The sequence below is a fragment of the Micromonospora sp. NPDC005197 genome (assembly GCF_040608295.1).
Classification (GTDB): Bacteria; Actinomycetota; Actinomycetes; order Mycobacteriales; family Micromonosporaceae; genus Micromonospora.
On the sequence record NZ_JBEXHY010000016.1, the window covers coordinates 18,292 to 38,279 of the forward strand.

The 19,988-nt window shown below is 73.4% G+C and carries 21 protein-coding genes; 12 read left to right on the forward strand and 9 right to left on the reverse strand.

All coding sequences use genetic code 11. The features are described 5' to 3' along the window. Positions 1 to 18 precede the first annotated feature (18 nt). The 3 genes from ABZU46_RS08720 to ABZU46_RS08730 all read right to left on the reverse strand — a co-directional run bounded on the left by ABZU46_RS08720 (position 19) and on the right by ABZU46_RS08730 (position 2,609). Positions 19 to 510 carry a hypothetical protein gene (locus ABZU46_RS08720; RefSeq protein ID WP_354855842.1) on the reverse strand — a complete coding sequence of 164 codons (492 nt, stop codon included), beginning with the start codon at positions 508 to 510 and terminating at the stop codon, positions 19 to 21. A gap of 126 nt (positions 511 to 636) precedes the next feature. Further along, positions 637 to 1,350, reverse strand: coding sequence for a response regulator transcription factor (locus tag ABZU46_RS08725; protein ID WP_354855843.1), 714 nt, complete (start codon positions 1,348 to 1,350; stop codon positions 637 to 639). Next, the gene (locus ABZU46_RS08730) at positions 1,338 to 2,609 is read right to left on the reverse strand and encodes a histidine kinase (protein WP_354855844.1); all 1,272 of its coding nucleotides are present in this window, start codon (positions 2,607 to 2,609) and stop codon (positions 1,338 to 1,340) included. The genes ABZU46_RS08725 and ABZU46_RS08730 overlap by 13 nt, the downstream gene beginning before the upstream one ends. 132 nt (positions 2,610 to 2,741) lie before the next feature. On the opposite strand from ABZU46_RS08730, the gene ABZU46_RS08735 reads away from it, so the two are divergent. Genes ABZU46_RS08735 through ABZU46_RS08750 form a run of 4 tightly spaced genes read left to right on the forward strand, consistent with a single transcriptional unit; the run spans position 2,742 to position 5,767 of the window. After that, a complete protein-coding gene (locus ABZU46_RS08735) occupies positions 2,742 to 3,638 on the forward strand; it encodes an ATP-binding cassette domain-containing protein (RefSeq protein ID WP_354855845.1) in 897 nt (298 codons plus the stop codon). Then, entirely contained in the window at positions 3,635 to 4,432 is a 798-nt protein-coding gene (locus ABZU46_RS08740; RefSeq protein ID WP_354855846.1) for an ABC transporter permease, read from the forward strand. The genes ABZU46_RS08735 and ABZU46_RS08740 overlap by 4 nt, the downstream gene beginning before the upstream one ends. Positions 4,433 to 4,434: 2 nt before the next feature. After that, the gene (locus ABZU46_RS08745; RefSeq protein WP_354855847.1) at positions 4,435 to 5,172 is read left to right on the forward strand and encodes a hypothetical protein; all 738 of its coding nucleotides are present in this window, start codon (positions 4,435 to 4,437) and stop codon (positions 5,170 to 5,172) included. Positions 5,173 to 5,203: 31 nt separating this feature from the next. Continuing rightward, on the forward strand, positions 5,204 to 5,767 hold the full coding sequence (locus ABZU46_RS08750) for a heme-binding protein (protein ID WP_354855848.1): 564 nt from the start codon (positions 5,204 to 5,206) through the stop codon (positions 5,765 to 5,767). Here ABZU46_RS08750 and ABZU46_RS08755 read toward each other — a convergent pair whose 3' ends face one another. Then, a complete protein-coding gene (locus tag ABZU46_RS08755) occupies positions 5,768 to 6,529 on the reverse strand; it encodes a hypothetical protein (protein WP_354855849.1) in 762 nt (253 codons plus the stop codon). It abuts the gene before it with no gap. A gap of 134 nt (positions 6,530 to 6,663) precedes the next feature. On the opposite strand from ABZU46_RS08755, the gene ABZU46_RS08760 reads away from it, so the two are divergent. Further along, on the forward strand, positions 6,664 to 7,203 hold the full coding sequence (locus ABZU46_RS08760) for a DUF1697 domain-containing protein (protein WP_354855850.1): 540 nt from the start codon (positions 6,664 to 6,666) through the stop codon (positions 7,201 to 7,203). Between the two features lie 32 nt (positions 7,204 to 7,235). Here ABZU46_RS08760 and ABZU46_RS08765 read toward each other — a convergent pair whose 3' ends face one another. Continuing rightward, positions 7,236 to 8,213, reverse strand: coding sequence for an MBL fold metallo-hydrolase (locus ABZU46_RS08765; protein ID WP_354855851.1), 978 nt, complete (start codon positions 8,211 to 8,213; stop codon positions 7,236 to 7,238). 153 nt (positions 8,214 to 8,366) lie between these two features. Next, the gene (locus ABZU46_RS08770; protein WP_354855852.1) at positions 8,367 to 9,290 is read right to left on the reverse strand and encodes a serine hydrolase; all 924 of its coding nucleotides are present in this window, start codon (positions 9,288 to 9,290) and stop codon (positions 8,367 to 8,369) included. A 52-nt stretch (positions 9,291 to 9,342) separates the two neighbouring features. Between ABZU46_RS08770 and ABZU46_RS08775 the strand changes: the two genes are divergently transcribed. Both ABZU46_RS08775 and ABZU46_RS08780 read left to right on the forward strand, forming a co-directional pair. Further along, positions 9,343 to 10,302: a LysR family transcriptional regulator gene (locus ABZU46_RS08775; RefSeq protein WP_354855853.1), complete on the forward strand. Its 960-nt coding sequence runs from the start codon at positions 9,343 to 9,345 to the stop codon at positions 10,300 to 10,302. Positions 10,303 to 10,399: 97 nt separating this feature from the next. Then, entirely contained in the window at positions 10,400 to 11,251 is an 852-nt protein-coding gene (locus ABZU46_RS08780; RefSeq protein WP_354855854.1) for an aldo/keto reductase, read from the forward strand. 70 nt (positions 11,252 to 11,321) lie between these two features. Here the strand turns inward: ABZU46_RS08780 and ABZU46_RS08785 are convergent, their stop codons facing one another. Continuing rightward, complete coding sequence (locus tag ABZU46_RS08785) at positions 11,322 to 12,164, reverse strand: helix-turn-helix transcriptional regulator (RefSeq protein ID WP_354855855.1); 843 nt, start codon at positions 12,162 to 12,164, stop codon at positions 11,322 to 11,324. A 102-nt stretch (positions 12,165 to 12,266) separates the two neighbouring features. Here ABZU46_RS08785 and ABZU46_RS08790 point away from each other — a divergent pair, with 102 nt between their 5' ends. Next, positions 12,267 to 13,019 carry an SDR family oxidoreductase gene (locus ABZU46_RS08790; RefSeq protein WP_354855856.1) on the forward strand — a complete coding sequence of 251 codons (753 nt, stop codon included), beginning with the start codon at positions 12,267 to 12,269 and terminating at the stop codon, positions 13,017 to 13,019. Between the two features lie 172 nt (positions 13,020 to 13,191). Here ABZU46_RS08790 and ABZU46_RS08795 read toward each other — a convergent pair whose 3' ends face one another. Then, positions 13,192 to 13,707 (reverse strand): GNAT family N-acetyltransferase, encoded by a 516-nt coding sequence (locus ABZU46_RS08795; RefSeq protein ID WP_354855857.1) that lies wholly within the window; start codon positions 13,705 to 13,707, stop codon positions 13,192 to 13,194. A 173-nt stretch (positions 13,708 to 13,880) separates the two neighbouring features. On the opposite strand from ABZU46_RS08795, the gene ABZU46_RS08800 reads away from it, so the two are divergent. Both ABZU46_RS08800 and ABZU46_RS08805 read left to right on the forward strand, forming a co-directional pair. Next, entirely contained in the window at positions 13,881 to 14,894 is a 1,014-nt protein-coding gene (locus ABZU46_RS08800) for an ATP-binding cassette domain-containing protein (RefSeq protein WP_354855897.1), read from the forward strand. Then, complete coding sequence (locus tag ABZU46_RS08805) at positions 14,891 to 15,745, forward strand: ABC transporter permease (protein WP_354855858.1); 855 nt, start codon at positions 14,891 to 14,893, stop codon at positions 15,743 to 15,745. The genes ABZU46_RS08800 and ABZU46_RS08805 overlap by 4 nt, the downstream gene beginning before the upstream one ends. A 22-nt stretch (positions 15,746 to 15,767) precedes the next feature. On the opposite strand, the gene ABZU46_RS08810 is transcribed toward ABZU46_RS08805, so the two are convergent. After that, on the reverse strand, positions 15,768 to 19,073 hold the full coding sequence (locus ABZU46_RS08810) for an AAA family ATPase (RefSeq protein ID WP_354855859.1): 3,306 nt from the start codon (positions 19,071 to 19,073) through the stop codon (positions 15,768 to 15,770). A gap of 103 nt (positions 19,074 to 19,176) precedes the next feature. Between ABZU46_RS08810 and ABZU46_RS08815 the strand changes: the two genes are divergently transcribed. Beyond that, positions 19,177 to 19,626, forward strand: a complete 450-nt coding sequence (locus ABZU46_RS08815) for a helix-turn-helix domain-containing protein (protein WP_354855860.1) — start codon at positions 19,177 to 19,179, stop codon at positions 19,624 to 19,626. Continuing rightward, complete coding sequence (locus ABZU46_RS08820) at positions 19,619 to 19,987, forward strand: DUF4180 domain-containing protein (RefSeq protein ID WP_354855861.1); 369 nt, start codon at positions 19,619 to 19,621, stop codon at positions 19,985 to 19,987. The genes ABZU46_RS08815 and ABZU46_RS08820 overlap by 8 nt, the downstream gene beginning before the upstream one ends. The last annotated feature ends 1 nt before the right edge of the window (position 19,988 follow it).

Genomic DNA, 19,988 nt, shown 5'->3' on the forward strand with positions numbered 1-19,988 from the left:
GGGCGGGGGTAACGCCGTTCAGCTAGCCCGGGGCCAGCGCGGCGCGGTGACGGGGGGAGTCACCGGCCGGCCGGCAGAGGCAGGTCGTACCCCCGCAGGGGTGACCCGCGCGGCCTGGTGTCGCGCCGGCAGCCCAGCGCGGCCGGGAGCCGGCGCCGGATAGCCGGCGGTCGCCGCCGGCCGGGCGCCGGTGGGACGCGCGGACGACGGCCCGGTCGCGGTGAACGGGAAGGGCACGTGCACGAACGGGTTGCCGTGCTGGATCAACGCCTCGATCTGCCGCTCGTTGAGCCCGTGTGTCTCCAGAACCCGACGCCCCCACCGGTGCAGTCGGCACGGGTAGGAGGCGCCGTCGTTGCGACACAGCGGCCCGGTCGGCCACTCCTCGGCGGTGTGCACGACCACCGCCCGGACCGCGAGCCGGACATCCTCGGGTGTCAGTGGCGCCGGCAGTGGCACCTCACCCAGCACCTGGTCGATGGGATCCGTCGACTGCTCACCAACACGCACGGCAGGCCTCCCGCAGCTCGGCAGCGGTACGGCGGATTCACCGCACCGACATCCTCGGGCAGTGGTACGGCCGGCATCGGATGAAAGTTCAACCCCCGGCCCCCTAATCGTCCCCCTAACGGGCGCTCAGACGAGGTCGGCGTCGTGCACGAGCAGGGCCACCTGGACCCGGTTGTTGAGATCGAGCCGGGTCAGCAGCCGGGAGACGTACGCCTTCACCGTCGCCACGCTCATGAACAACTCCCCCGCGATCTCCGCGTTGGTGCGGCCCCGCCCCAGCGCGACCGCCACCTGACGCTCCCGCTCGCTGAGCCCGCCGAGCAGCCGCAGCGCCCGCTCGCGACGCGGATCCGGTCCGGCCAGACCCGGGGCGGCGGCGGTCACGTGGTCGATCAGCGTGCGGGTCACCGTCGGGGAGAGCGTCGCCTCCCCCGCGGCCACCCGGCGTACCGCGTGCACGATGTCCGCTGGGGGGGTGTCCTTGAGCAGGAAACCGGCCGCGCCGGCGCGCAGCGCCCGCAGCACCTGCTCGTCGGCGTCGAAGGTGGTCAGCACCAGCACCTCCGGCGGGTTCGGTCGCGCGCGGAGCGCCTCGGTGGCGGTGAGCCCGTCGACCCGGGGCATCCGGATGTCCATCAGGACCACGTCCGGGGCGTACGCGGCGATCGCCGCCGGAACCTCGCCGCCGTCGGCCGCCTCGCCCACCACCCGCAGGTCCGGCAGGCCGCCGAGGATCATCGAGAGCCCCGCCCGGACCAGCGCGTCGTCGTCCACGATCAGCACCCGCACCGGCGCGGTGGCCTCCCCGGCCCCGCCGGACGGCCCGGTCACGCCGGCCACGGCAGCCAGGCGGCCAACCGGAAGTCGCCAGCCTCGTCCCGCCCGTGCGCCAACCGGCCTCCGGCCAGGGTGACCCGCTCGGTGATGCCGACCAGCCCGGTGCCGGCGCCCGGCAGACCGCCGGCACCCGGCGGTTCAGCCCCGGCCGGCGTGCCCAGCGGCCACCGGTTGGAGATCGCCACGGTCAGCCCGGCGCCCGGACCACCGGCCACGTCCACGGTGACGGCCGCGCCGGCCGCGTGCTTGCGCGCGTTGGTCAGGCCCTCCTGCACGATCCGGTACGCGGCCCGCCCCAGCGCCGCCGGCACGGCCGCCGACGCGACGACGGTGTCGGTGACGTTCACCCGCATCCCGGCCGCGCGCGACTCCGCGATCAGGGCGGGCAGGTCGGCGAGGGTGGGCTGCGGCGGCTCGGGGGCGTCGCCGACGTTGCCGCCGTCGGCGCGGAGCACACCGATGACCTCCCGCAGGTCCTGCAGGGCGGCGTGGGCGCTGCCCCGGATCACCCCGGCGGCCCGGGCGACCTCGTCGGCCGGCGCGTCGGGGCGGAACTCCAACGCGCCCGCGTGCAGGCTCAGCAGCGAGATCCGGTGGGCCAGCACGTCGTGCATCTCCCGGGCGATGCGGGTGCGTTCGAGGTGCCGGGCCTGGGCGACCCGCAACTGCTGCTCGGCCTCGGCCCGCTCGGCCCGCTCCCGCAGCGACACGATCAACTGTCGCCGGGCCCGGACGAACATCCCCCAGGCCAGCACGGCGATCGTGATCACCGCACCCCACGCCACGGTGGCCCAGTACGGCCAGCTCGGGTCCGGGCGCGTCCAACTGAAGACCAGGTTGGTGACGAGGCCGGCACCGGTGAGCGCGATCGCGACGGCGGTGCGGCGGTGCACCACGACGGTGAAGTAGAAAATCAGCAGCGGGACGGCCGCGGCCAGCGAGAACGCGCTCAGCGGCAGGGTGGCCACCGCCAACCCGAGCGGCCACCGTCGCCGCACCCAGAGCAGCCCGCAGCAGGCCAGCCCGAGCAGCGCGTCCACGCCGACCATCCAGTCGTGCGGCAGCGGAATCGCCGTCTCCGGAGCGGGCGACAGGGCGTCCACGGTGGTGAACAGCACCCAGAGCAGCCCGGCCAGGAACGCGAGGCCGTCCACGACCCAGTCGCGGGTGGTGCGGCGCGGGTGTGCCCGGTCACGTTCGCCCGGCACGACCAGCTCCCCCGGCAGCAGCCAGGGGTGTTCCGGGACGGCGAGGCTGGTCACGCGCCCATGCTAGGCAGCAACGGGCACCGGCAGCCAGCTACCAAAGTATCGACCGGAGCGTCGACCAAGGTCGGTACGGCACCGACCGGCGGCCGCAGCGGATGGCCGGGTGGCGCGGGCACGCTCGTCGGCATGATCACCGTGGAGAACCTCACCAAGCGATACGGGCCACACCCGGCGGTGGACGACGTGTCGTTCCAGTGCGAACCGGGCACGGTCACGGGCTTCCTCGGCCCCAACGGCGCCGGCAAGTCGACCACCATGCGGATGATCTGCGGGCTCACCGCGCCGACGGCCGGCCGGGCCACCGTCTCCGGGCGCCCCTACCGCGACCTGCCCAACCCGGGGCGCGAGGTCGGGGTGCTGCTGGACGCCTCCGCCCAGCACGCCGGGCGCACCGGCCGCGAGGCGTTGACGCTGTCCGCGTACACCATGGGGTTGGACGGGCGCGAGGTCGCCGCGAAGCTCGACCTGGTCGGGTTGAACGCGGTGGCGGCGAAGCGTCGGGTACGGGCGTACTCGTTGGGCATGCGCCAGCGGCTCGGGCTGGCGCACGCGCTGCTCGGCGACCCCCGGGTGTTGATCCTCGACGAGCCGGCCAACGGCCTGGACCCGGAGGGGATCTTCTGGATGCGCGGCCTGCTGCGCGACTTCGCCGACCGGGGCGGCACCGTGCTGCTCACCTCCCACCTGCTGCGCGAGGTGGAGGCGGTCGCGGACCGGCTGGTGGTGATCGGGGGCGGCCGGATCGTGGCCCAGGGCGACAAGAACGAACTGCTCGCCGGCGGCGGCACGCTCGTGCGGGCCCGCGACGGCGCGGCACTGCGCCGGGCACTGGGCGCGGCGGGTCTGAGCGCCACCGACGGCACCGACGGGCTGCTCGTGCAGGCCGACGCCGAGACGGTCGGCCAGGCCGCCGCGGACGCGGGCGTCGCCCTGGCCGAGCTGCGCCCCGCCGGCAGCGGTGGCCTCGAACAGCTGTTCCTCACCCTCACCGCCGGCGAGTCCACCAAGGAGGCCGTCCGATGACCACCACCATCGCACCCGCCGCCGGCGCCGTCGCGCCCCGGCAGCACCCGGCGGTACGCCGTCCGTCGCTGCTCCGGCTCACCGCCGTGGAGCTGCGCAAGCTCGTCGACACCCGGGCCGGCCGTTGGCTGCTGATCACCATCGGCCTGGTCACCGCCGTGATCGTCACGCTCCAGTTGATCTACGCCAAGGACGCCGACCAGGCGTTCCTCGACTTCTTCGTCCCGTCGCTGCTGCCGGTGTCGGTGCTGCTGCCGGTGCTGGGCATCCTGTCGATCACCAGCGAGTGGTCGCAACGCACCGCCCTCACCACGTACGCCCTGGTGCCCCGCCGTGAGCGGGTGATCGGGGCGAAGCTGATCGCCGTGCTGCTCACCGCGCTCGCCTCGGTGCTGGCCAGCCTGGCCGTCGCCGCCGTCGGCACGCTCGTGGCGTCCGCCACCGGCGGCGCGGGCACCTGGCAGTTCGACTGGTCGCTGCTGCTGAACGCGGCGATCCTCCAGGTCGCCAGCGTGCTGATGGGTGCGGCCTTCGGTCTGTTGCTGCTCAATCCACCGCTGGCGATCGTGGGGTATCTGCTGCTGCCCACCCTGTGGGCGGTGCTCGGCGAGATGGTCCGGCCCCTGCGCGGCCCATCCGGCTGGCTGGACACCAACAAGACGATGGAACCGCTGTTCAGCAGCGACGCGCTCACCGGTGAGCAGTGGGGGCGGATGGCGGTGTCCCTGCTGGTCTGGATGGTCCTGCCACTGGCCGTCGGCATGGTCCGGACGCTCCGCCGCGAGGTGTCCTGACCATGGACCTGGCCGGCTACCGTCCGCGCACCACGGTCAGCGGCGGGCCGCTGGAGCTGGCGGTCCTGTGGGGTGGTTTCCCGCTGCTCGGCGCGGGGGCCGGATGGCTCCTCGCGGCGACGACAGGCTGGCTCGCCCGGCTGCCCTGGGTGCCGTTCAGCGACCTCGTCGAGTGGCTGGACCGGCTGCCCGAGCCGCAGGCCACCGCCGGCACGATCGCCGTGGGCGCCCTGGCCGGCCTGGTCCTCGCCGGGATCGGCACCGCCGAACGGCTGATCGTCAGCGTCGACGCGGCGCAGGTCCGGCTGCGCCGCGCCGACCAGAACCGGACCGTCGCACGCGCCGACACCCGGGTCGTCTTCGTCGCCGACAAGCACCTGGTGCTGCTCGACCCCGACGGGGCGGAACTGGTCCGGGAGTCGACGGACCTGCCCGCCGCCCGGCTCGCCGCCGCGTTCCGCGCGCACGGCTGGGCCTGGGCGGACGACGATCCCCACCGGTTGGCGTACCGGCTGTGGGTGCCCGACCTGCCCGGTCTGCCCGCCGGCGCGGACGCGCTGCTGCGTGCCCGGGAGCGCGCCATCGAGCGGGACCGCCGCGACGACGCCCGGGAGCTGCGGCGGGAGCTGGGCCGGCTCGGGGTGGTGCTGCGCGACGAGGGCAAACGCCAGTACTGGCGGGTCGTCGTCCCCGGTGCGGGACAACCGACTTCGGCCGAGCGGGAGCGGGAGGGGCGGTAGCGTCTGTCCCAGGAGATCCTGGGAGCGCGCGATGACCGAGCAGCAGCCGTACCGGGTGGTGTCCCGACACCCCGGCTTCGAGCTGCGCCGCTACCCGGCTCACCTGGTGGCCGAGGTGCAGATCCAGGCGTCGTTCACCCGGGCCCCGATCGAGGCGTTCCGGCCGCTGGCCGCCTACATCGGGGGCGCCAACCGGGCCCGGCACCCGATCGGCTCGGCCGGGCCGGTGATGTCGGCGGCCAGCGACTCGGAGAAGATCGCCATGACCGTGCCGGTGGTCCAGATCGAGGGTGAGCGGCCGGGCGCGTACCTGATCCAGTTCGTCATGCCGGCCACCTTCACCACTGCCACCCTGCCCGAGCCGGTGGACACCCGGGTGCGCATCCGCGAGGTTCCGGCACGCCTGGCGGCGGCGATGCGGTTCTCCGGGCGGTGGACGGAGCAGGCGTTCAGTCAGCGGGCCACCATGCTCGGCCGGTCGGTGACCGCGGCCGGGCTGCAACCGACCGGCGCGATCCGGTACGTGCGCTTCGACCCGCCGTGGAAGCCGTGGTTCCTGCGCCGCAACGAGGTCGTGCTGCCGGTCGTGGAGTAGCTAGCGCGCGTGCCGCCGCCACACCGGCCGACCGCCCGGCCAGTCCCACGCCAGCAGGGTGACGCCGGTGAGCAGCACCCCGCCGAGCGCGATCATCGGCAGGATGCGCGGGCCGGGCGGGACCGTCCGGCCCAGCGCGACACCGCCGACGGCGACCGCGCCGAGCCCGACGGCCAGCAGACAGCGGCCCCGGGTGCGGGCCGGTGCCGCCGCCAGGGCGACGACGACGGTCAGGGCGACCAGGAGTACGCCGGTGGCGAAGGCCGCCGGCGTCAGCTCCGGCTCCCGGTCGGTCGGTGACTCGATGCCGGCGGCCACCACCGCCAGCACCCCTGCCACGCAGGCCGTGCCGGTCAACACCCGCCGGTCGGTGGTGGGGGGCCTGCCGCGGTCCCGCCACGCGAGGACGGCCGCCAGCACCCCGAGCACCGCCGCACCGGAGACGGCGAGCAGGATGGTCGACCCCGTGCCGCCCGGGTCGGCCCGGTCGATCGCCACGTCGGCCGCGATCCAGAGCCCGCCGAGCACGACCGCCGGAGCGCTCCACCGGAGCTGCCCCCGGCCGGCCAGCAGCAGCCCGAGCACGATCGCGACGATCGCCACGAACCGCAGATCCCGTGCCCAGTAGGCGTTGTTGCCCGGCAGCCGCTCCGACCACGGGCCGATCGGCTCGGTCAACGGTTGCCACACCGTCATGCCGACCGCCCAGAGCAGCACGGCGGCGGCACTCAGGAGCAGCCCGACCGGGCGCGCGAATCGCATCCGTCGACGGTAGCGGCCAGGGCGGCCTGTCGGGGGGCGCCGCTTGTCGTACACGAAACGGGCCTGGTGGCTCCCGGCGGACCGTGGCCGCCCGACCTACGCTGAGCCGGTCGGCCGTGCACCCAGGAGGAGCCATGACCCGGTACGTCGCGCTGCTGCGCGGAGTCAACGTCGGCACCACCCGCCTCGCCATGGCCGACCTGCGCCGGATCGTCACCGACCTCGGGCACGAGGACGTCGCGACGTACCTGCAGAGCGGCAACGTGGCCTTCAGCAGCACCGTGCGCGACGCGGAGAAGCTGGCCGCCGGCATCGAGCGGGCGCTCGCCGACGAGCTGGGGCTGACCGTGCCGGTGCTGGTCCGCAGCGGCCGGGAGTTGGCGGCGGTGGCGGGTGGCAACCCGTACGCCGAGGTCGAGGACGATCCGAAGCTCCTGCTGGTGGCCTTCCTGGCGACCCCTCCGACAAAGGCCACGGTGGACGCGCTCGCCGTGCCCGGCGGCGAGAACGTGTCGTTCACGGTGACCGGTCGGGAGGTCTTCCTGCACTTCCCCGACGGCGGCTACGGCCGGACGAAGTTCACCAACGCCTACCTGGAGAAGAAGCTCGGCGTGGTGGCCACCACCCGCAACTGGAAGTCGGTGCGCGCCCTGGCGGAGCTGGCCGCCGGCTGACCGGGCGGGCGCGGGCGCCCGCCCGGGACCGGTCAGAAGTGGTACGCGGTCTCGTACTCGGGCACCAGCACCCGGCTGCGCGGCGAGATCCGACGCACCGCCGCGATCATCTCGTCGAGCCGGTCGCGGTCGGCCGGCGCGACGACCGGCGGGTTCCGCAACGGCGTCTCGAAGTTGTCCCAGTGCACCGGCACCACGACCTTCGGGTAGTCCAGACCGGCCAGCAGCCGGGGCAGGTAGTCGCCGGTGGTGGTGGCGCTCTGCATGGCCACCATCGCCACGTCCGGCGCCAGCCCGGTCAGGTTGCGCTCGGCGACGTCGCTGGCTCCGGTGAAGTAGACCGACGGGCCGCGCTCGACCCGCAGCAGGTAGCCCAGCGTGTCGCCCTCCGGGAGGTCGGCGATGGTCGCCGGTCGCGCCGGCTGGCTCACCCGCACTCCGGGGAAGGCCACGGAGTACGACGCGTTGCGGCTGTGCAGCGTGCCGACCACCTCGACGCTGTGGTCGCCGAAGTCGAGCACCTCCCCGCCCTTCACGGCGATGAGCTGCGTCGACGGCACCCCGTAGGCCAACCCCAGGTGGTACGCGGTGAGCGTGCCGAACACCCGCGCGCCGGTACGCGCCGCGATGTACGGGACGTCCATGTAGTGGTCCCAGTGGGTGTGCGTGACCAGGATGGTCGTGGCCTTCTCGACGCGCGGGTCGATCACGTCGGCGCGCACGGTCAACGGGGTGTCCGTCGTGAACGCGCCGGAGAACAGCCCGGTGTCGATCCGGCTGAGGAACGGGTCGACCAGGACGGTCCGGTCGGCGATGTCGATGCGCCAGCCGGCCGTACCCCACCAGCGGAAGCTGACCGCGCCGGTGCGGCGGCGTTCGGGCGTCGGCGCGGCGGCCGGCGGCGCGGCCTGGGCCGGGGTGGTCGAGGTGGCGGCGAGGCCGCCGGCCGAGACCAGGGCGGTGGTGGCTGCGGCGTCCCGCAGGAAGCGACGGCGGTCGAGGTTGGACATGCGGATCTACTCCCCGTGCTCGGTTGATCGGTCGGCACGAGCCAACCAGCGCCACCGCGTCCCGGTCCAAGATCGAACGCTGTCAGCTCCCATATGGCATGGCATATCGTGCCTGCTCAACGACTGCCCTTCGGCGCTCGGACGCCCGGAAACTCAGTCGCCGCGCAGCGCCTCGACGGCCGTGCGGGCGGCCGTTCCCATCGCCAGGTCCACGTCGATCCGGCGCGGGGTCAGCTCGTCGGCGCGGGCGAAGACGGCGATGGCGTACCGGCCGCCGTCGGGATATTCGGCGACGCCGGCCTCCAGGTGCAGGCCGGGCAGGGTGCCGGTCTTGCCGGAGACCCGGACGCCGGGCGGGAAGCCGGCGGCCAGCCGGGTCCAGAAGAGCTGCCGGGCCATCCAGCCGCGGACCATCGCGCAGGCCGCCGGCGGCCCGGCCTCGTCCCGCCAGATCAGGGTGAGCAGCCGGGTGATCTCCCGGGCGGTGCTGCTGGTGGTGTGCGCGGGGTCGAAGACCCGCATCGCCTGGACCCGCTCCGCCGGCAGCGTCGGGAAGATCCGGGCGAACTCCGCCTCGGTCCGCGCCCCCACGTCGGCGAGCATCATCTCGACCAGCTCCCGAGGACCGCCGAGAACGCGGGTGCGGGTGAGGCCCAGCTCGGCGGCGAGCATCGGCAGCAGGTCCGGGCCGACCCGGCGCAGCAGCAGGTCGGCGGCCGTGTTGTCGCTGACCGACATGGCGAAGTACGCGAGGTCGCGCAGCGACACCTCGGCGTCGTCGACGCAGCCGGCCAGCCCCCACCCGCCGAGCCGGTCGGCGGCGGTGACCAGGACCCGTTCGGTGGGGTCGAGCTGGCCGGCGTCGACCTGCCGGGCGAACTCCAGCACCAGCAGGATCTTGAAGATCGACGCGATCACCACCTGCTCGTCGGCCCGCACCCCGACCTGCCGGTCCACCGCGTCCGGGTCGACCGCGTCCACGGCGTCCAGGTCCACGGCGTCCAGGTCCACGGCGTGCAGGCTGGCGGTCACCCCGACGCCCGCGAAGATGGCCTCGATCCGCTCCCTGACGTCCACCCGGGCACGGTATCCAGTGGCGGTGCTCCGCCGCTGGCGTAGGGTCCGGGCCGTGGACCTGCTCCGGCACCTGCGGCACTTCGTGGTGGTCGCCCACGAGCTGCACTTCGGGCGGGCGGCGGATCTGCTCGGGATGGCCCAGCCGCCGTTGAGTCAGTCGATCCAGCGGCTGGAACGGGAACTCGCGGTCGAGCTGTTCGACCGCTCCCGCCGCCAGGTGCGGCTCACCACCGCCGGCGGTCTGCTGCTCGCCGAGGCGGAGGAACTGCTCGCCGGCGAGGGCCGGCTGCGCAACCTCATGGGGCAGGTCCGCGCGGGCGAACTGGGCATCCTGCGTGCGGGTGTGCCGCCGGAGACCCCGGCGGTGACGCTGCGCGCGCTGCTGGACCAGCTCACCGGCCGGGCGCCCGGCCTGGACGTGGAGTTGCACGAGCTGACCACCGCCGAGCAGGTGCGGATGCTCACCGAGCGGCGGTTGGACGTGGGGCTCGTGCACCATCCGGTCGAGGCGGACGGGCTGCGCTTCGGCGCCCCGGTGGACGTACCCCTGGGGGTGTTGCTGCCGCGGACCTCGCCGCTGGCCCGCGGCCGGGAGGTGCCGCTCGCGGCGCTGGCCGGCCTTGACCTGGTGGCCGCGCCCCGGGCCACCGCGCCGGGCTGGCACGACCACCTGCTCACGGTGTGCCGGCGGCACGGGTGGCGGCCGGAGCGGGTGCGGCCGGCGCGCAACCCGGAATTCCTGTTCGGGCTGGTGCTGGCCGGCGGTGGGGTGGCCGTGGAGCCGGCGACGCTGGCCCGCCGGGAACCCCGGATCGCGTGGCGACCGATCGCCGACACCTCGCTGACGAAGCGCACCTCGGCGGTCTGGCCGCAACGGTCGGCGCATCCGGCGGCCCCGATGGTCGGGCAGCTCGCCGCCGAGGTGCTGGCCGTCGCCGAGCCGGCGCCGCCCACGCCGCCCTCGGTGCCGGCGGCACGGCCCTGGCCGGTGTTGTTCGACACAACCGGGTGAAGCGGGCCCACGTTGCGCTCGTCACCTCGCGTTGGACGGTGAATCGTCCACCCGCGCGGGTATGGATGATGGGTAACGAAGACGCGAAGGAGCCGCAGTGGCAGTCACGATTCCTGATATCAGCCTGAACGACGGCACCACCATCCCGCAGCTCGGCTTCGGGGTGTTCCAGATCGAGCCGAAGGACACCGTCGCGGCGGTGACCACGGCCCTGGAGACGGGCTACCGGCACATCGACACCGCCGAGATGTACGGCAACGAGGCCGAGGTCGGCGAGGCGATCCGCATGTCCGGCCTCGACCGGGGCGACGTCTACGTGACCAGCAAGCTGAACAACGGCTTCCACCTCCCGGACGACGCCCGCAAGGCGTTCGACTCGACGCTGGCCGCGTTGAAGATGGACTACATCGACCTGTTCCTGATCCACTGGCCGCTGCCGACGCTGTACGACGGCGACTACGTCTCGACCTGGAAGGTGCTGGAGGAGTTCCAGCGCGACGGTCGGGCCCGCTCGATCGGCGTGTCGAACTTCCAGGTGCCGCACCTGCAGCGGCTGATCGACGAGGCGAGCGTGGTGCCGGCGGTCAACCAGATCGAGGCGCACCCGTACTTCACCAACGACGAGGTCCGCGCCTACGGCCGCGAGCACGACATCGCCACCGAGGCGTGGTCGCCGATCGCGCAGGGCAAGGTGCTGGACGACCCGACCATCGTCGACATCGCCGAGCAGGTGGGTCGCACCCCGGCGCAGGTCGTGCTGCGGTGGCACGTGCAGCGCGGCGACATCATCTTCCCGAAGTCGACCACGCCGAAGCGGATCGAGGAGAACACCCGCATCTTCGACTTCGAGCTGGACGACGCGGCGATGGAGCGGATCACCGCACTGAACAAGGGCGAGGCCGGGCGGCAGGGCCCGAACCCGGACACCTTCGCCTACGTGCCCCGCTGACGCTCGAATGACGGCGCTGCCGCTCAGTCATCTGCGTGACTGAGCGGCAGCGCGCTCCTTCTCGAAAGGTTCACGAGCCGACGCGCTCGGCGAGTCGACGGAACACCGCCTGGGTCGGCGAGCCGGGCTCGGCAACGTAGACGATCAACCGCTGCTCGGTCTCCGGCACCAGCAGCACCCGGCACTCGAACTTCAGCGGCCCCAGCTCGGGATGCGCCACCCGCTTCACGATGGGACGGCGCTCCTCGACCTCGTGCTCGGCCCACAGGCGAGCGAAGCGGGGCGAGGTGCCGAGCAGTTCGGTGACCAGCTCGCGGATTGCCGGGTCCGCCGGATAGCGGCCGTAGGCGGCCCGCAGATCCGCCACCGTGCTGTGCACGAACCGGCGTACGTCGGCGTCGGTCCAGTGGGCGTCGGTCATCGGCTGCCGGAACGTCCAGCGGATCATGTTGCGCCCGGCGTCCGGCACGGCCGCGAGATCCCCCACGAAGTACGTGGCCAGACGGTTCCAGGCCAGCACGTGGTACGCGGCGTCGACGAGGTACGCCGGGGTTTCGGTCATGGCGTCGAGCAGGTGCCGCAGCCCGGGGGTCACCTCCCGGCTCGGGCCGACGGTCGCGGGCGGGTGCTCCCCAGCGATCCGGAACAGATACTCCCGCTCGTCGCGGCTGAGCAGCAGCGCCCGGGCCATCGCGGCGAGCACCTGCCGGGACGGGTGTGGCCCGCGGCCCTGCTCCAGGCGGATGTAGTAGTCGATCGACATCCCGGCGAGCTGAGCGACCTCCTGTCGACGCAGCCCGGGGGTGCGCCGACGTGTCCCGTCGGGGAGGCCGACCTCGGCGGGGCTCAGGCGGGCGCGGCGGGTGCGCAGGAACGCCGCCAGTTCGTCACGTCGCAGGCCGCTGCTCGTCATTGCCCCAGCATGCCTCGGGCGGGGTCAGCCAGGGTGGTACCGCCGGTCCCAGGCTCGACCCGTCCCTGTCCGCGGGCCGTCGCCGGGGTGAGGCTCGACGGCATGACGAACACGATCGCCCTGATCACCGGGGCCAACAAGGGAATCGGCTTCGCCACCGCCCGACAGCTGGGCGGTCTCGGGATGACCGTCCTGGTGGGCGCGCGCGATGCCGAGCGGGGCCGGGCCGCGGAGCGGGAGCTGCGCGACGGCGGCGCGGACGCGGTGTTCGTGCCGCTGGACGTCACCGACGCCGAGTCGGTGACGGCCGCCGCGAAGCGGGTGGAGGCGGAGTACGGCCGACTGGACGTGCTTGTCAACAACGCCGGCATCGTGCTCGCCGACGGTGCGCGGGGGCTGCCCAGCGAGACGACCGTGGCGACGCTGCGCCGGCTGTACGAGACGAACGTCTTCGGGGTGGTGACGGTGACCAACGCGCTGCTGCCGCTGCTGCGCCGGGCGCCGGCGGCGCGGATCGTCAACGTCTCCAGCGAGGTCGGCTCGATCGCCGTGATGACCAACCCGGACGGCGCGCTGTTCGGGTTGACCTCCGTGCCGTACCCGTCGTCGAAGGCGGCGCTGAACATGCTCACCGCCATGTACGCCAAGGAGCTGCGGGACACCCCGATCAAGGTGAACGCGGCGAACCCCGGCTACTGCGCCACCGACCTGAGCGGCAACAACGGCTTCCGCACGGCCGAGCAGGGCGCCGAGGTGAGCGTGCACCTGGCGACGCTGCCGGCCGACGGCCCGAGCGGGCTGCTCTGGGGCTTCCAGATGGACGCCGGCGGCGGGTACGGCGTACTCCCCTGGTGATAGACGCGCGCTTGACCTGGAGTGCACTCCAGCCGCCACTGTGGTCCTCGGGCGCGCCTCCTCGGTGGCCCAGCTCGAGGAGAGCCTGGCCGCTGTGGAGCTGGAGTTGACCGCCGAGCAGCGGCACCGCCTCGACACCACCTGGTGACCTGCGACGGCAGCCCCGCCGACCTCAGTCGTCGGTCGGCGGAGCGGTCAGGTCGAGCTGCCAGTCGTTGGCACGCATCAGGTGCCCGGGTGGGTACTCGAAATCCGTCTCGCCCAGCAGAATGAAACCCGCCTTGCGGCAGACCGCGTTCGAGGCGGGGTTGTCGACGGACGGGTACGCGTGCGCGTAGCGCCGGTCCCATCGGGCGCGGACCACGTCGAGAGCCGCGCGCACCGCGGCGGTGGCCAGCCCCTGCCTCCGGTACGCGGGCAGCACCGCCCAGCCCAGCTCGTACACCGGTTGGTCGCGCCACTCGCGGGCCCAGTAGCCGACGCTGCCCGCCCGCGCGCCGTCCGGCAGCACCACTGTGAACATGCACCCCTGGCCGCCCTCGGCGAAGTGCACGTACCGGTCGTGCCGGGCGAGCACCTGCTCGTCGGTCTCCGGGCCGCCGGTGTGTCTGCGCGTGTCCGGTGAGTTGAGCTGCCGCAGCAGGTCGAGATCATCCTCGTGCCACGGCTCGATGCGTACCTGCGCCATTCCGTCCCCTTCGTCGACCCCAGTCAAGCCGATCCCACCGACATTCCGGCCCGGAACGGCGCCCGCTAGTTCCGATCTAGCGGGCGGTCGGTCCTCACCTCGCGCCCTGTGGTGGGGGCGTCGTTGCTCTCACCAACCACGACGTCCCGGCCATCGGACGAGAGGTACGGATGATGAACAGACGCTCCACCGGACTGGCCATCGAGGCCGAAGGGCTCACCCGCTCGTTCGGGGAGACCCGGGCGCTGGCCGGCATGGATCTGCGGGTGCCCGCCGGCACCGTCTACGGCCTGCTCGGCCCGAACGGGGCGGGCAAGACCACCGCGGTCCGGGTGCTGGCGACGCTGCTGCGCCCCGACGGTGGCACCGCGCGGGTGTTCGGGCACGACGTGGTCACCGAGGCTGACCAGGTCCGCAGCCGGGTCAGCCTCACCGGCCAGTACGCCTCCGTCGACGAGGACCTGACCGGTACGGAGAACCTGGTGCTCCTCGCCCGCCTGCTCGGCCTGCGCAAGCCGGCCGCCCGCGAGCGTGCGGCGGCGCTGCTCGCCGCGTTCGGTCTGACCGAGGCGAGCGACCGTCAGGTGAAGAAGTACTCCGGTGGAATGCGGCGGCGCATCGACATCGCCGCGAGCATCCTCAACACGCCTGACCTGCTCTTCCTCGACGAGCCGACGACGGGTCTCGACCCGCGCAGCCGCAACCAGGTGTGGGAGATCGTCCGGGCCGTGGTGTCGCACGGGACGACAGTGCTGCTGACCACCCAGTACCTCGACGAGGCCGACCAGCTCGCCGGGCGGATCGCGGTCGTCGACCACGGCCGGGTGATCGCGGAGGGCACCCCGGGCGAGCTGAAGTCGTCGGTCGGCTCCGGCACCGTCCACCTGCGACTACGCGACCCCGGTCAGCGGCCGCAGGCCGAAAAGGTGCTCCGGGAGGCACTCAACGTGCCGGTGCAGCTCCCCGCGGATCCGGTCGCGTTGACCGCCCGGGTCGGCGAGGCGGGCACCGACCTCGACGCCAGCGCGCAGGCCGCCCGCGCGCTCGGTGACCTGGCCCGCGCCGGCATCGTCGTCGACGACTTCTCCCTCGGCCAACCGAGCCTGGACGAGGTATTCCTGGCCCTGACCGATCATCCGGCCGTGTCGGCCGACGAGCGCGACGACGAGCTGGAGGCAGCCCGATGAGCGACACCACCACCACTACCGAACGGGCGCCGTCGGTCTACGTACCCTCCGCCGAGGCGCTGGCGACCGTCCTCGCGCCGGGCGCGCGACCGTCCCGACCCAGCGCGCTGGGGGCGTCGCTCACCTTCGGTTGGCGGGCCCTGCTGAAGATCAAGCACGTGCCGGAGCAGCTGTTCGACGTGACCGCTTTCCCGATCATCATGGTGCTGATGTTCACGTACCTGTTCGGTGGCGCCCTCGCCGACAGCCCGCGCGACTACCTGCAGTTCTTCCTGCCCGGCATCATGGTGACAAGCGTCGTGATGATCACCATGTACACCGGCGTCGGCCTCAACACCGACATCGAGAAGGGCATCTTCGACCGCTTCCGGACGCTGCCCGTCTGGCGGCCGGCCGCCCTGGTCGGCATGATCTTCGGCGACGTGCTGCGCTACGTCCTCGCCGCCCTGGTCATCCTCGGCGTCGGGTTGGCGCTCGGCTTCCGACCCGCCGGTGGTGTCGCCGGGGTGGCCAGCGGGATCGGGCTGCTGGTGATCTTCTCGTTCGCGTTCTCGTGGGTGTGGACGTTCTTCGGGCTGATCCTGCGCAGCGAGAAGTCGGTGATGGGGGTCAGCATGATGGTGCTGTTCCCGCTGACGTTCCTCAGCAACGTCTTCGTCGAGCCGAGCACCATGCCGGGCTGGCTCCAGGCGTTCGTGAAGGTCAACCCGGTGACGCAGCTGGTGGCCTCGGTGCGCGCGGTGATGGCCGGCGAGTCGGACCCGTCCGCCACGATGTGGCTGCTGGCGTGGAGCGTCGGCTTCGTGCTCGTCTTCGGCACGTTGACCATGTACAAGTACAACCGCCGCTGACCCGTATTGGCCGGCGGCGGGATCAGAGCAGCCAGCGCAGTGGCTCGGGCGGCAGGTAGCGGCAGGTGCTACCGGTCGCGACGGACTCACGCAGGTGACCGCTGAGCGCCGGATGACGTTCGTCGAGCTTGCGCAGTGTGTCCCGGATCCGCGCGGTGACCGTCTTGCGGGCCCGCTCGGCCTCGTCGCCCAGCCGCCGGCTCCGGCCGGCCAGCCCCGCCGCGGCGCGCAGCTCGTCGAGCAGCGCGCCGCGCTCGGCGTCCAGCGCGGCCACCCTGCGCTCGTCGCCGCGTGCGGCGGCCCGGTCGATCTCCTCGTCGAGGCGGGTCAGGTGCCGCCGGTAGCGGGCCTTCGCCTCGTCGTCGAGGACCGGATCGCCGCCCATCCGGCGGGCGGCCACCAGCTCCGGCCCGGCGGCCGGATCGAGCAGCTCCACCGCCGGCACGTCGCGGCCCGGTCGACTCAGCAGCAGGTGCAGGTCGTGCAGGCCCTTGGCGTCCGGCAGATGCGCCACGACTCCGGCGTACGCGAGCTGCCAGACCGGGCCGTCGCGCCGGAACGCGTACGCCTCGGCCGGCGGGTCGGGCGGCGTCACCTGGCGCCGCCCGACGACCTGGCCCGCCTCGGTGGTCCGGCCTGGGAGGCCGACTCGGCCTGGCCCGGCGTCCTCGCCCCGGCCGGCGTGGCCCGGCTCGACGCCGACCGGTTCCGGGACGGCGAGCCGGAGGAGCACCTGTCGCATGCCGAGGGCGGTGGCGTCCCGGGTGGTGGTGGCGCGCAGCTCGGCCAGCGTCGCGGCGTCGCCCGGGTGGTCGCGGCCGGCCAGGGCGTTCACCAGCCCGGCGCGGGCGATGAGCGACCAGGGTCGGGAGCCCATCCGGTCGGCGGCCTCGCGGGCCGCAGTGAATCCGGCGATCGCGTCGTCCCAGCGTTCCTCGGCGGCGTCGACCACGGCGAGCCAGTGGTCGATGGGCCCACTGATGTCGCAGCCGAAGAGCCCGACCGCCCACTGCCCCCGGTGCGGGGTCAGCGCGGCCCGCGCGTCGCGGCAGCGCCGCGGATCGCGGGACGCGGCGGCGGCCTGCGCCCGCAGGCGCAGCCACAGCGGTGACACCGGGCGCGGGTAGTGGATGTCGGCGGCCTCGATGACAGCGGTCAGCCGCACCGCCGTCTCGTCATCGCCGCGCTCGGCCGCCGTGATGGCCGACAGCAGCTCCCGGTAGGGGTAGTCGGTCGGCGCCCACTCGCGCAGCAGCGCGTCGATCTCGTCGAACCGCCCCTGCAACAGCAGCCGGGCCCAGCGCAGGTGATGGCCCATGAAGGCGAACTCGGCGTGCCCCGGGTCGGACAGGTCGGCGATGACGGTGAACCGCTCGTCCGCCTCGGCGAAGTCACCCCGGAACGCCGCGATGATCCCGCCGTCGACGGCCGCCGCCATCCGGGGACGGGCCATCTCACCCTGCTGACCCACGGTGACGAAAGCGGTGAACTCCTCGACGAAGCGGGGGTCGCCCAGTTCCAGCAACGCCACCCAGCGCAGCGAGGTGGCCCACAGCTCGGTCTCCCGGTCGCCCGAGCGGCGGGCCACCTCCCTGATCTCGGCGGTGAGAGCGGCTCTCGCCGCCGCGGTGCCCAGGCCCCAGGTGGTGTCGTGGCGGGCCCACAGGCTGAAGGTGAGCGCCTCGTCGTCGCGGCCGGAACGGGCGATGGTCTCCGTCGCGGTGATCAGATCGGCCACCAGCGTGGCCACCGACGCGGTGGCGGACGGCTCGCCGATCAACCGCTGGTACGCCTCGCGCACCAGATTCGCGGTGTCAACCGAGCGGATGGTGTCCACCTGGCGCGACCGGTGCACGGTGAGCGCGACGCGGGCCAGCAGCACCGGGTCGTCGAGCGTGCGGGCCAGCGTCGCGGCCTCGGCGAGCAGGCGTACGGCCTCGTCCCGACCGGCGTGGTGATATTGCACCTCACCGAAGTCGACGAGCAGCCGGACCCGCTGCGCCGGGTCCTCGACGATCTCCAACGCCCGGCGGAAGTGCACCCCGGCCTCGTCGGCGGCGAGCCGGGCGAACGCGTCCCGCCCGGCGGCGACCAGCAGCTCGACGACCCGGGCCCGGTCGAGCGCGGCGCCGGCCAGGTAGGCGTGTCGGGCCAGGTCGGCCGGGATCAGCCGGTCGGTCAGGGCCGTCGGCGGGTCCACCGCACGGACCACCACGGCGTGGCGAGCCTGCCGGTCGTCGGCGGTGAGCCCGTCGTAGAGGGTCTCTCGGACCAGGTCGTGGGCGAAGGCGAACCGGCCGCCGCTGCGGGCGACCACCAGCCGGGCGGTCACCGCCTGGTCGAGCAGCCGGTCGACCTGCGCCGCCGGGGCCGCCGCGCTGGCCGCCAGGACCTCCCGGTGGAACTCACGGCCGAGCACGGCGGCGACGGTCAGCGCCTCGACCACCGCCGCGGGCAACTGGTCGAGCCGCCGGCGCACCGCCTCCCGTACGCCGGGCGCGATGGTGCCGGTCGTGCCGTCGGCATGCCACAGCCGGGCGGTCTGTTCGACGAAGAAGGGGTTGCCACCGGTACGCCGGTGCACCTCGTCGGCCAGGTCGGCGTCGGGCTCCCGCCCGGCGGTACGCGCCATCAACGCGGCCACCTCGTCGCGGGCGAGGCCGGTGAGGGTGATCGTGGTGGCCTTGGCGACCAGCGGCATCAGCAGCGGGCGCAACGGGTGCTCGCCCGCCTCGACCTCCGCGTCGCGGTACGTGCCGATCAGCAACAGCCGCTCGAACCAGGTGTGCTGGGCGGCGAACGCCAGCAGCCGCAGCGAGGCCGGGTCGGCCCAGTGCAGGTCGTCGAGGACGACCACCACCGGCCGGTGCGCCGAGACCGCGACCAGCGCGGCGGTCACCGCGTCGTACAGGGCGAACGCCTCCTGGTCGGCGACGTGGCTGCCCTCGTCCGGAGCGGTCCAGGTGGCGGCGAGGCCGGGCACGTCACCGGCGCCGGTCTCGCCGAGCAGGGCGACGAGGGCCGGCTCGGCGTCCGGTCGGGCGAGCGCCCAGTCGTCGGCGGAGCGGCGCAGGGCGCGCAGGACCTGCACCCACGGCCAGTAGCCGGGGGCGCTGTCGGAATCCCAGCAGGCCGCGCCGAGCACGAGCGCGCCACGCCGGCGGGCCTCCCGCGCCACCGACGTGACGAGGGTTGTCTTGCCGATGCCCGGCTCACCGGTGACCAGGACGAAACCGCCGTGACTCGTGGCGGCCCGATCCAACTCGGCGCGCAGCAGAGCCGCGGGGTGATCCCGCCCGATGATGGCGTCGCCGACCCGCGCGTCCATGGTTCCCAGACGGTACTGGACCCCACCGACGCTGGGCGTCGAGATGTGACAGCCGACGTCGCATAATTCCGCATCGTTCCCTGTTGAGGTAAGATAGGGAGTGATGACGGAAGAAATGTACTCGGTAGAGCAGGTTGCCGACCGGCTCGGCCTGCACGTGCGGACGGTGCGCGGCTACATCCGCTCCGGCCGGCTGCACGCCGTGCGGATCGGCAAGCAGTACCGGATCGCCGCCAGCGATCTCGACGCGCTCACCGGACGGCCGCCCGCCGCCACCGTGGCCGGCCAGGCCGAGGTGTCGAGCATCGTGCAGATCGACGGTGTCGACCGGGCCGCCGCCGACCGGCTCGGCACGCTCGTGCTGGCCAGCGTCAATACCGGGCACGATCCGGCCCGGCCGCTGCGGGTGCAGACCGTGCACGACGATGACCGCCGCCGCCTGAAGATCATCATCCTCGGTGATCCCGCCGGCACCGCCGAGGTGCTGCACCTGCTCGACGCCGTCCTCAATGCCGACAACGGCCTACTCGACCGGGAGGTCCACGATGCCTGACGAGATCCAGGAACGCGCCGGGGTGCCGGTGCTGATCTGCGACCCGGCCGGCCCGACCGTCGCCACCGAACAGGACGCGCTGGACCTGATCGGCGCGGCCTTCGCAGGCGCGCAGGTGGTCGCGGTGCCGGCCAACCGACTCGACGAACGCTTCTTCTCGCTGGGCACCCGCTTCGCCGGCGACGTGATGCAGAAGTTCGTCAACTACCGGCTGCGCCTGGCCGTCGTCGGTGACATCTCGGCGCACCTGGACGGCAGCTCGGCGCTACGGGCTCTGGTGCACGAGTCGAACCAGGCCGGGCACATCTGGTTCGTCCCCGACCTCGACGCCCTCGACGCCCGCCTCCGCGCTGTGTCGTAGC

Bases quoted from the DNA above. Each gene is read 5' to 3' on its own strand.
- ABZU46_RS08735 (WP_354855845.1), top strand. From the start codon at position 2,742: ATGATCACCGTGGAGAACCTCACCAAGCGATACGGGCCACACCCGGCG.
- ABZU46_RS08740 (WP_354855846.1), top strand. From the start codon at position 3,635: ATGACCACCACCATCGCACCCGCCGCCGGCGCCGTCGCGCCCCGGCAG.
- ABZU46_RS08745 (WP_354855847.1), top strand. From the start codon at position 4,435: ATGGACCTGGCCGGCTACCGTCCGCGCACCACGGTCAGCGGCGGGCCG.
- ABZU46_RS08750 (WP_354855848.1), top strand. From the start codon at position 5,204: ATGACCGAGCAGCAGCCGTACCGGGTGGTGTCCCGACACCCCGGCTTC.
- ABZU46_RS08755 (WP_354855849.1), bottom strand. From the start codon at position 6,529: ATGCGATTCGCGCGCCCGGTCGGGCTGCTCCTGAGTGCCGCCGCCGTG.
- ABZU46_RS08760 (WP_354855850.1), top strand. From the start codon at position 6,664: ATGACCCGGTACGTCGCGCTGCTGCGCGGAGTCAACGTCGGCACCACC.
- ABZU46_RS08765 (WP_354855851.1), bottom strand. From the start codon at position 8,213: ATGTCCAACCTCGACCGCCGTCGCTTCCTGCGGGACGCCGCAGCCACC.
- ABZU46_RS08785 (WP_354855855.1), bottom strand. From the start codon at position 12,164: ATGACGAGCAGCGGCCTGCGACGTGACGAACTGGCGGCGTTCCTGCGC.
- ABZU46_RS08790 (WP_354855856.1), top strand. From the start codon at position 12,267: ATGACGAACACGATCGCCCTGATCACCGGGGCCAACAAGGGAATCGGC.
- ABZU46_RS08795 (WP_354855857.1), bottom strand. From the start codon at position 13,707: ATGGCGCAGGTACGCATCGAGCCGTGGCACGAGGATGATCTCGACCTG.
- ABZU46_RS08800 (WP_354855897.1), top strand. From the start codon at position 13,881: ATGAACAGACGCTCCACCGGACTGGCCATCGAGGCCGAAGGGCTCACC.
- ABZU46_RS08805 (WP_354855858.1), top strand. From the start codon at position 14,891: ATGAGCGACACCACCACCACTACCGAACGGGCGCCGTCGGTCTACGTA.
- ABZU46_RS08810 (WP_354855859.1), bottom strand. From the start codon at position 19,073: ATGGACGCGCGGGTCGGCGACGCCATCATCGGGCGGGATCACCCCGCG.
- ABZU46_RS08815 (WP_354855860.1), top strand. From the start codon at position 19,177: ATGACGGAAGAAATGTACTCGGTAGAGCAGGTTGCCGACCGGCTCGGC.
- ABZU46_RS08820 (WP_354855861.1), top strand. From the start codon at position 19,619: ATGCCTGACGAGATCCAGGAACGCGCCGGGGTGCCGGTGCTGATCTGC.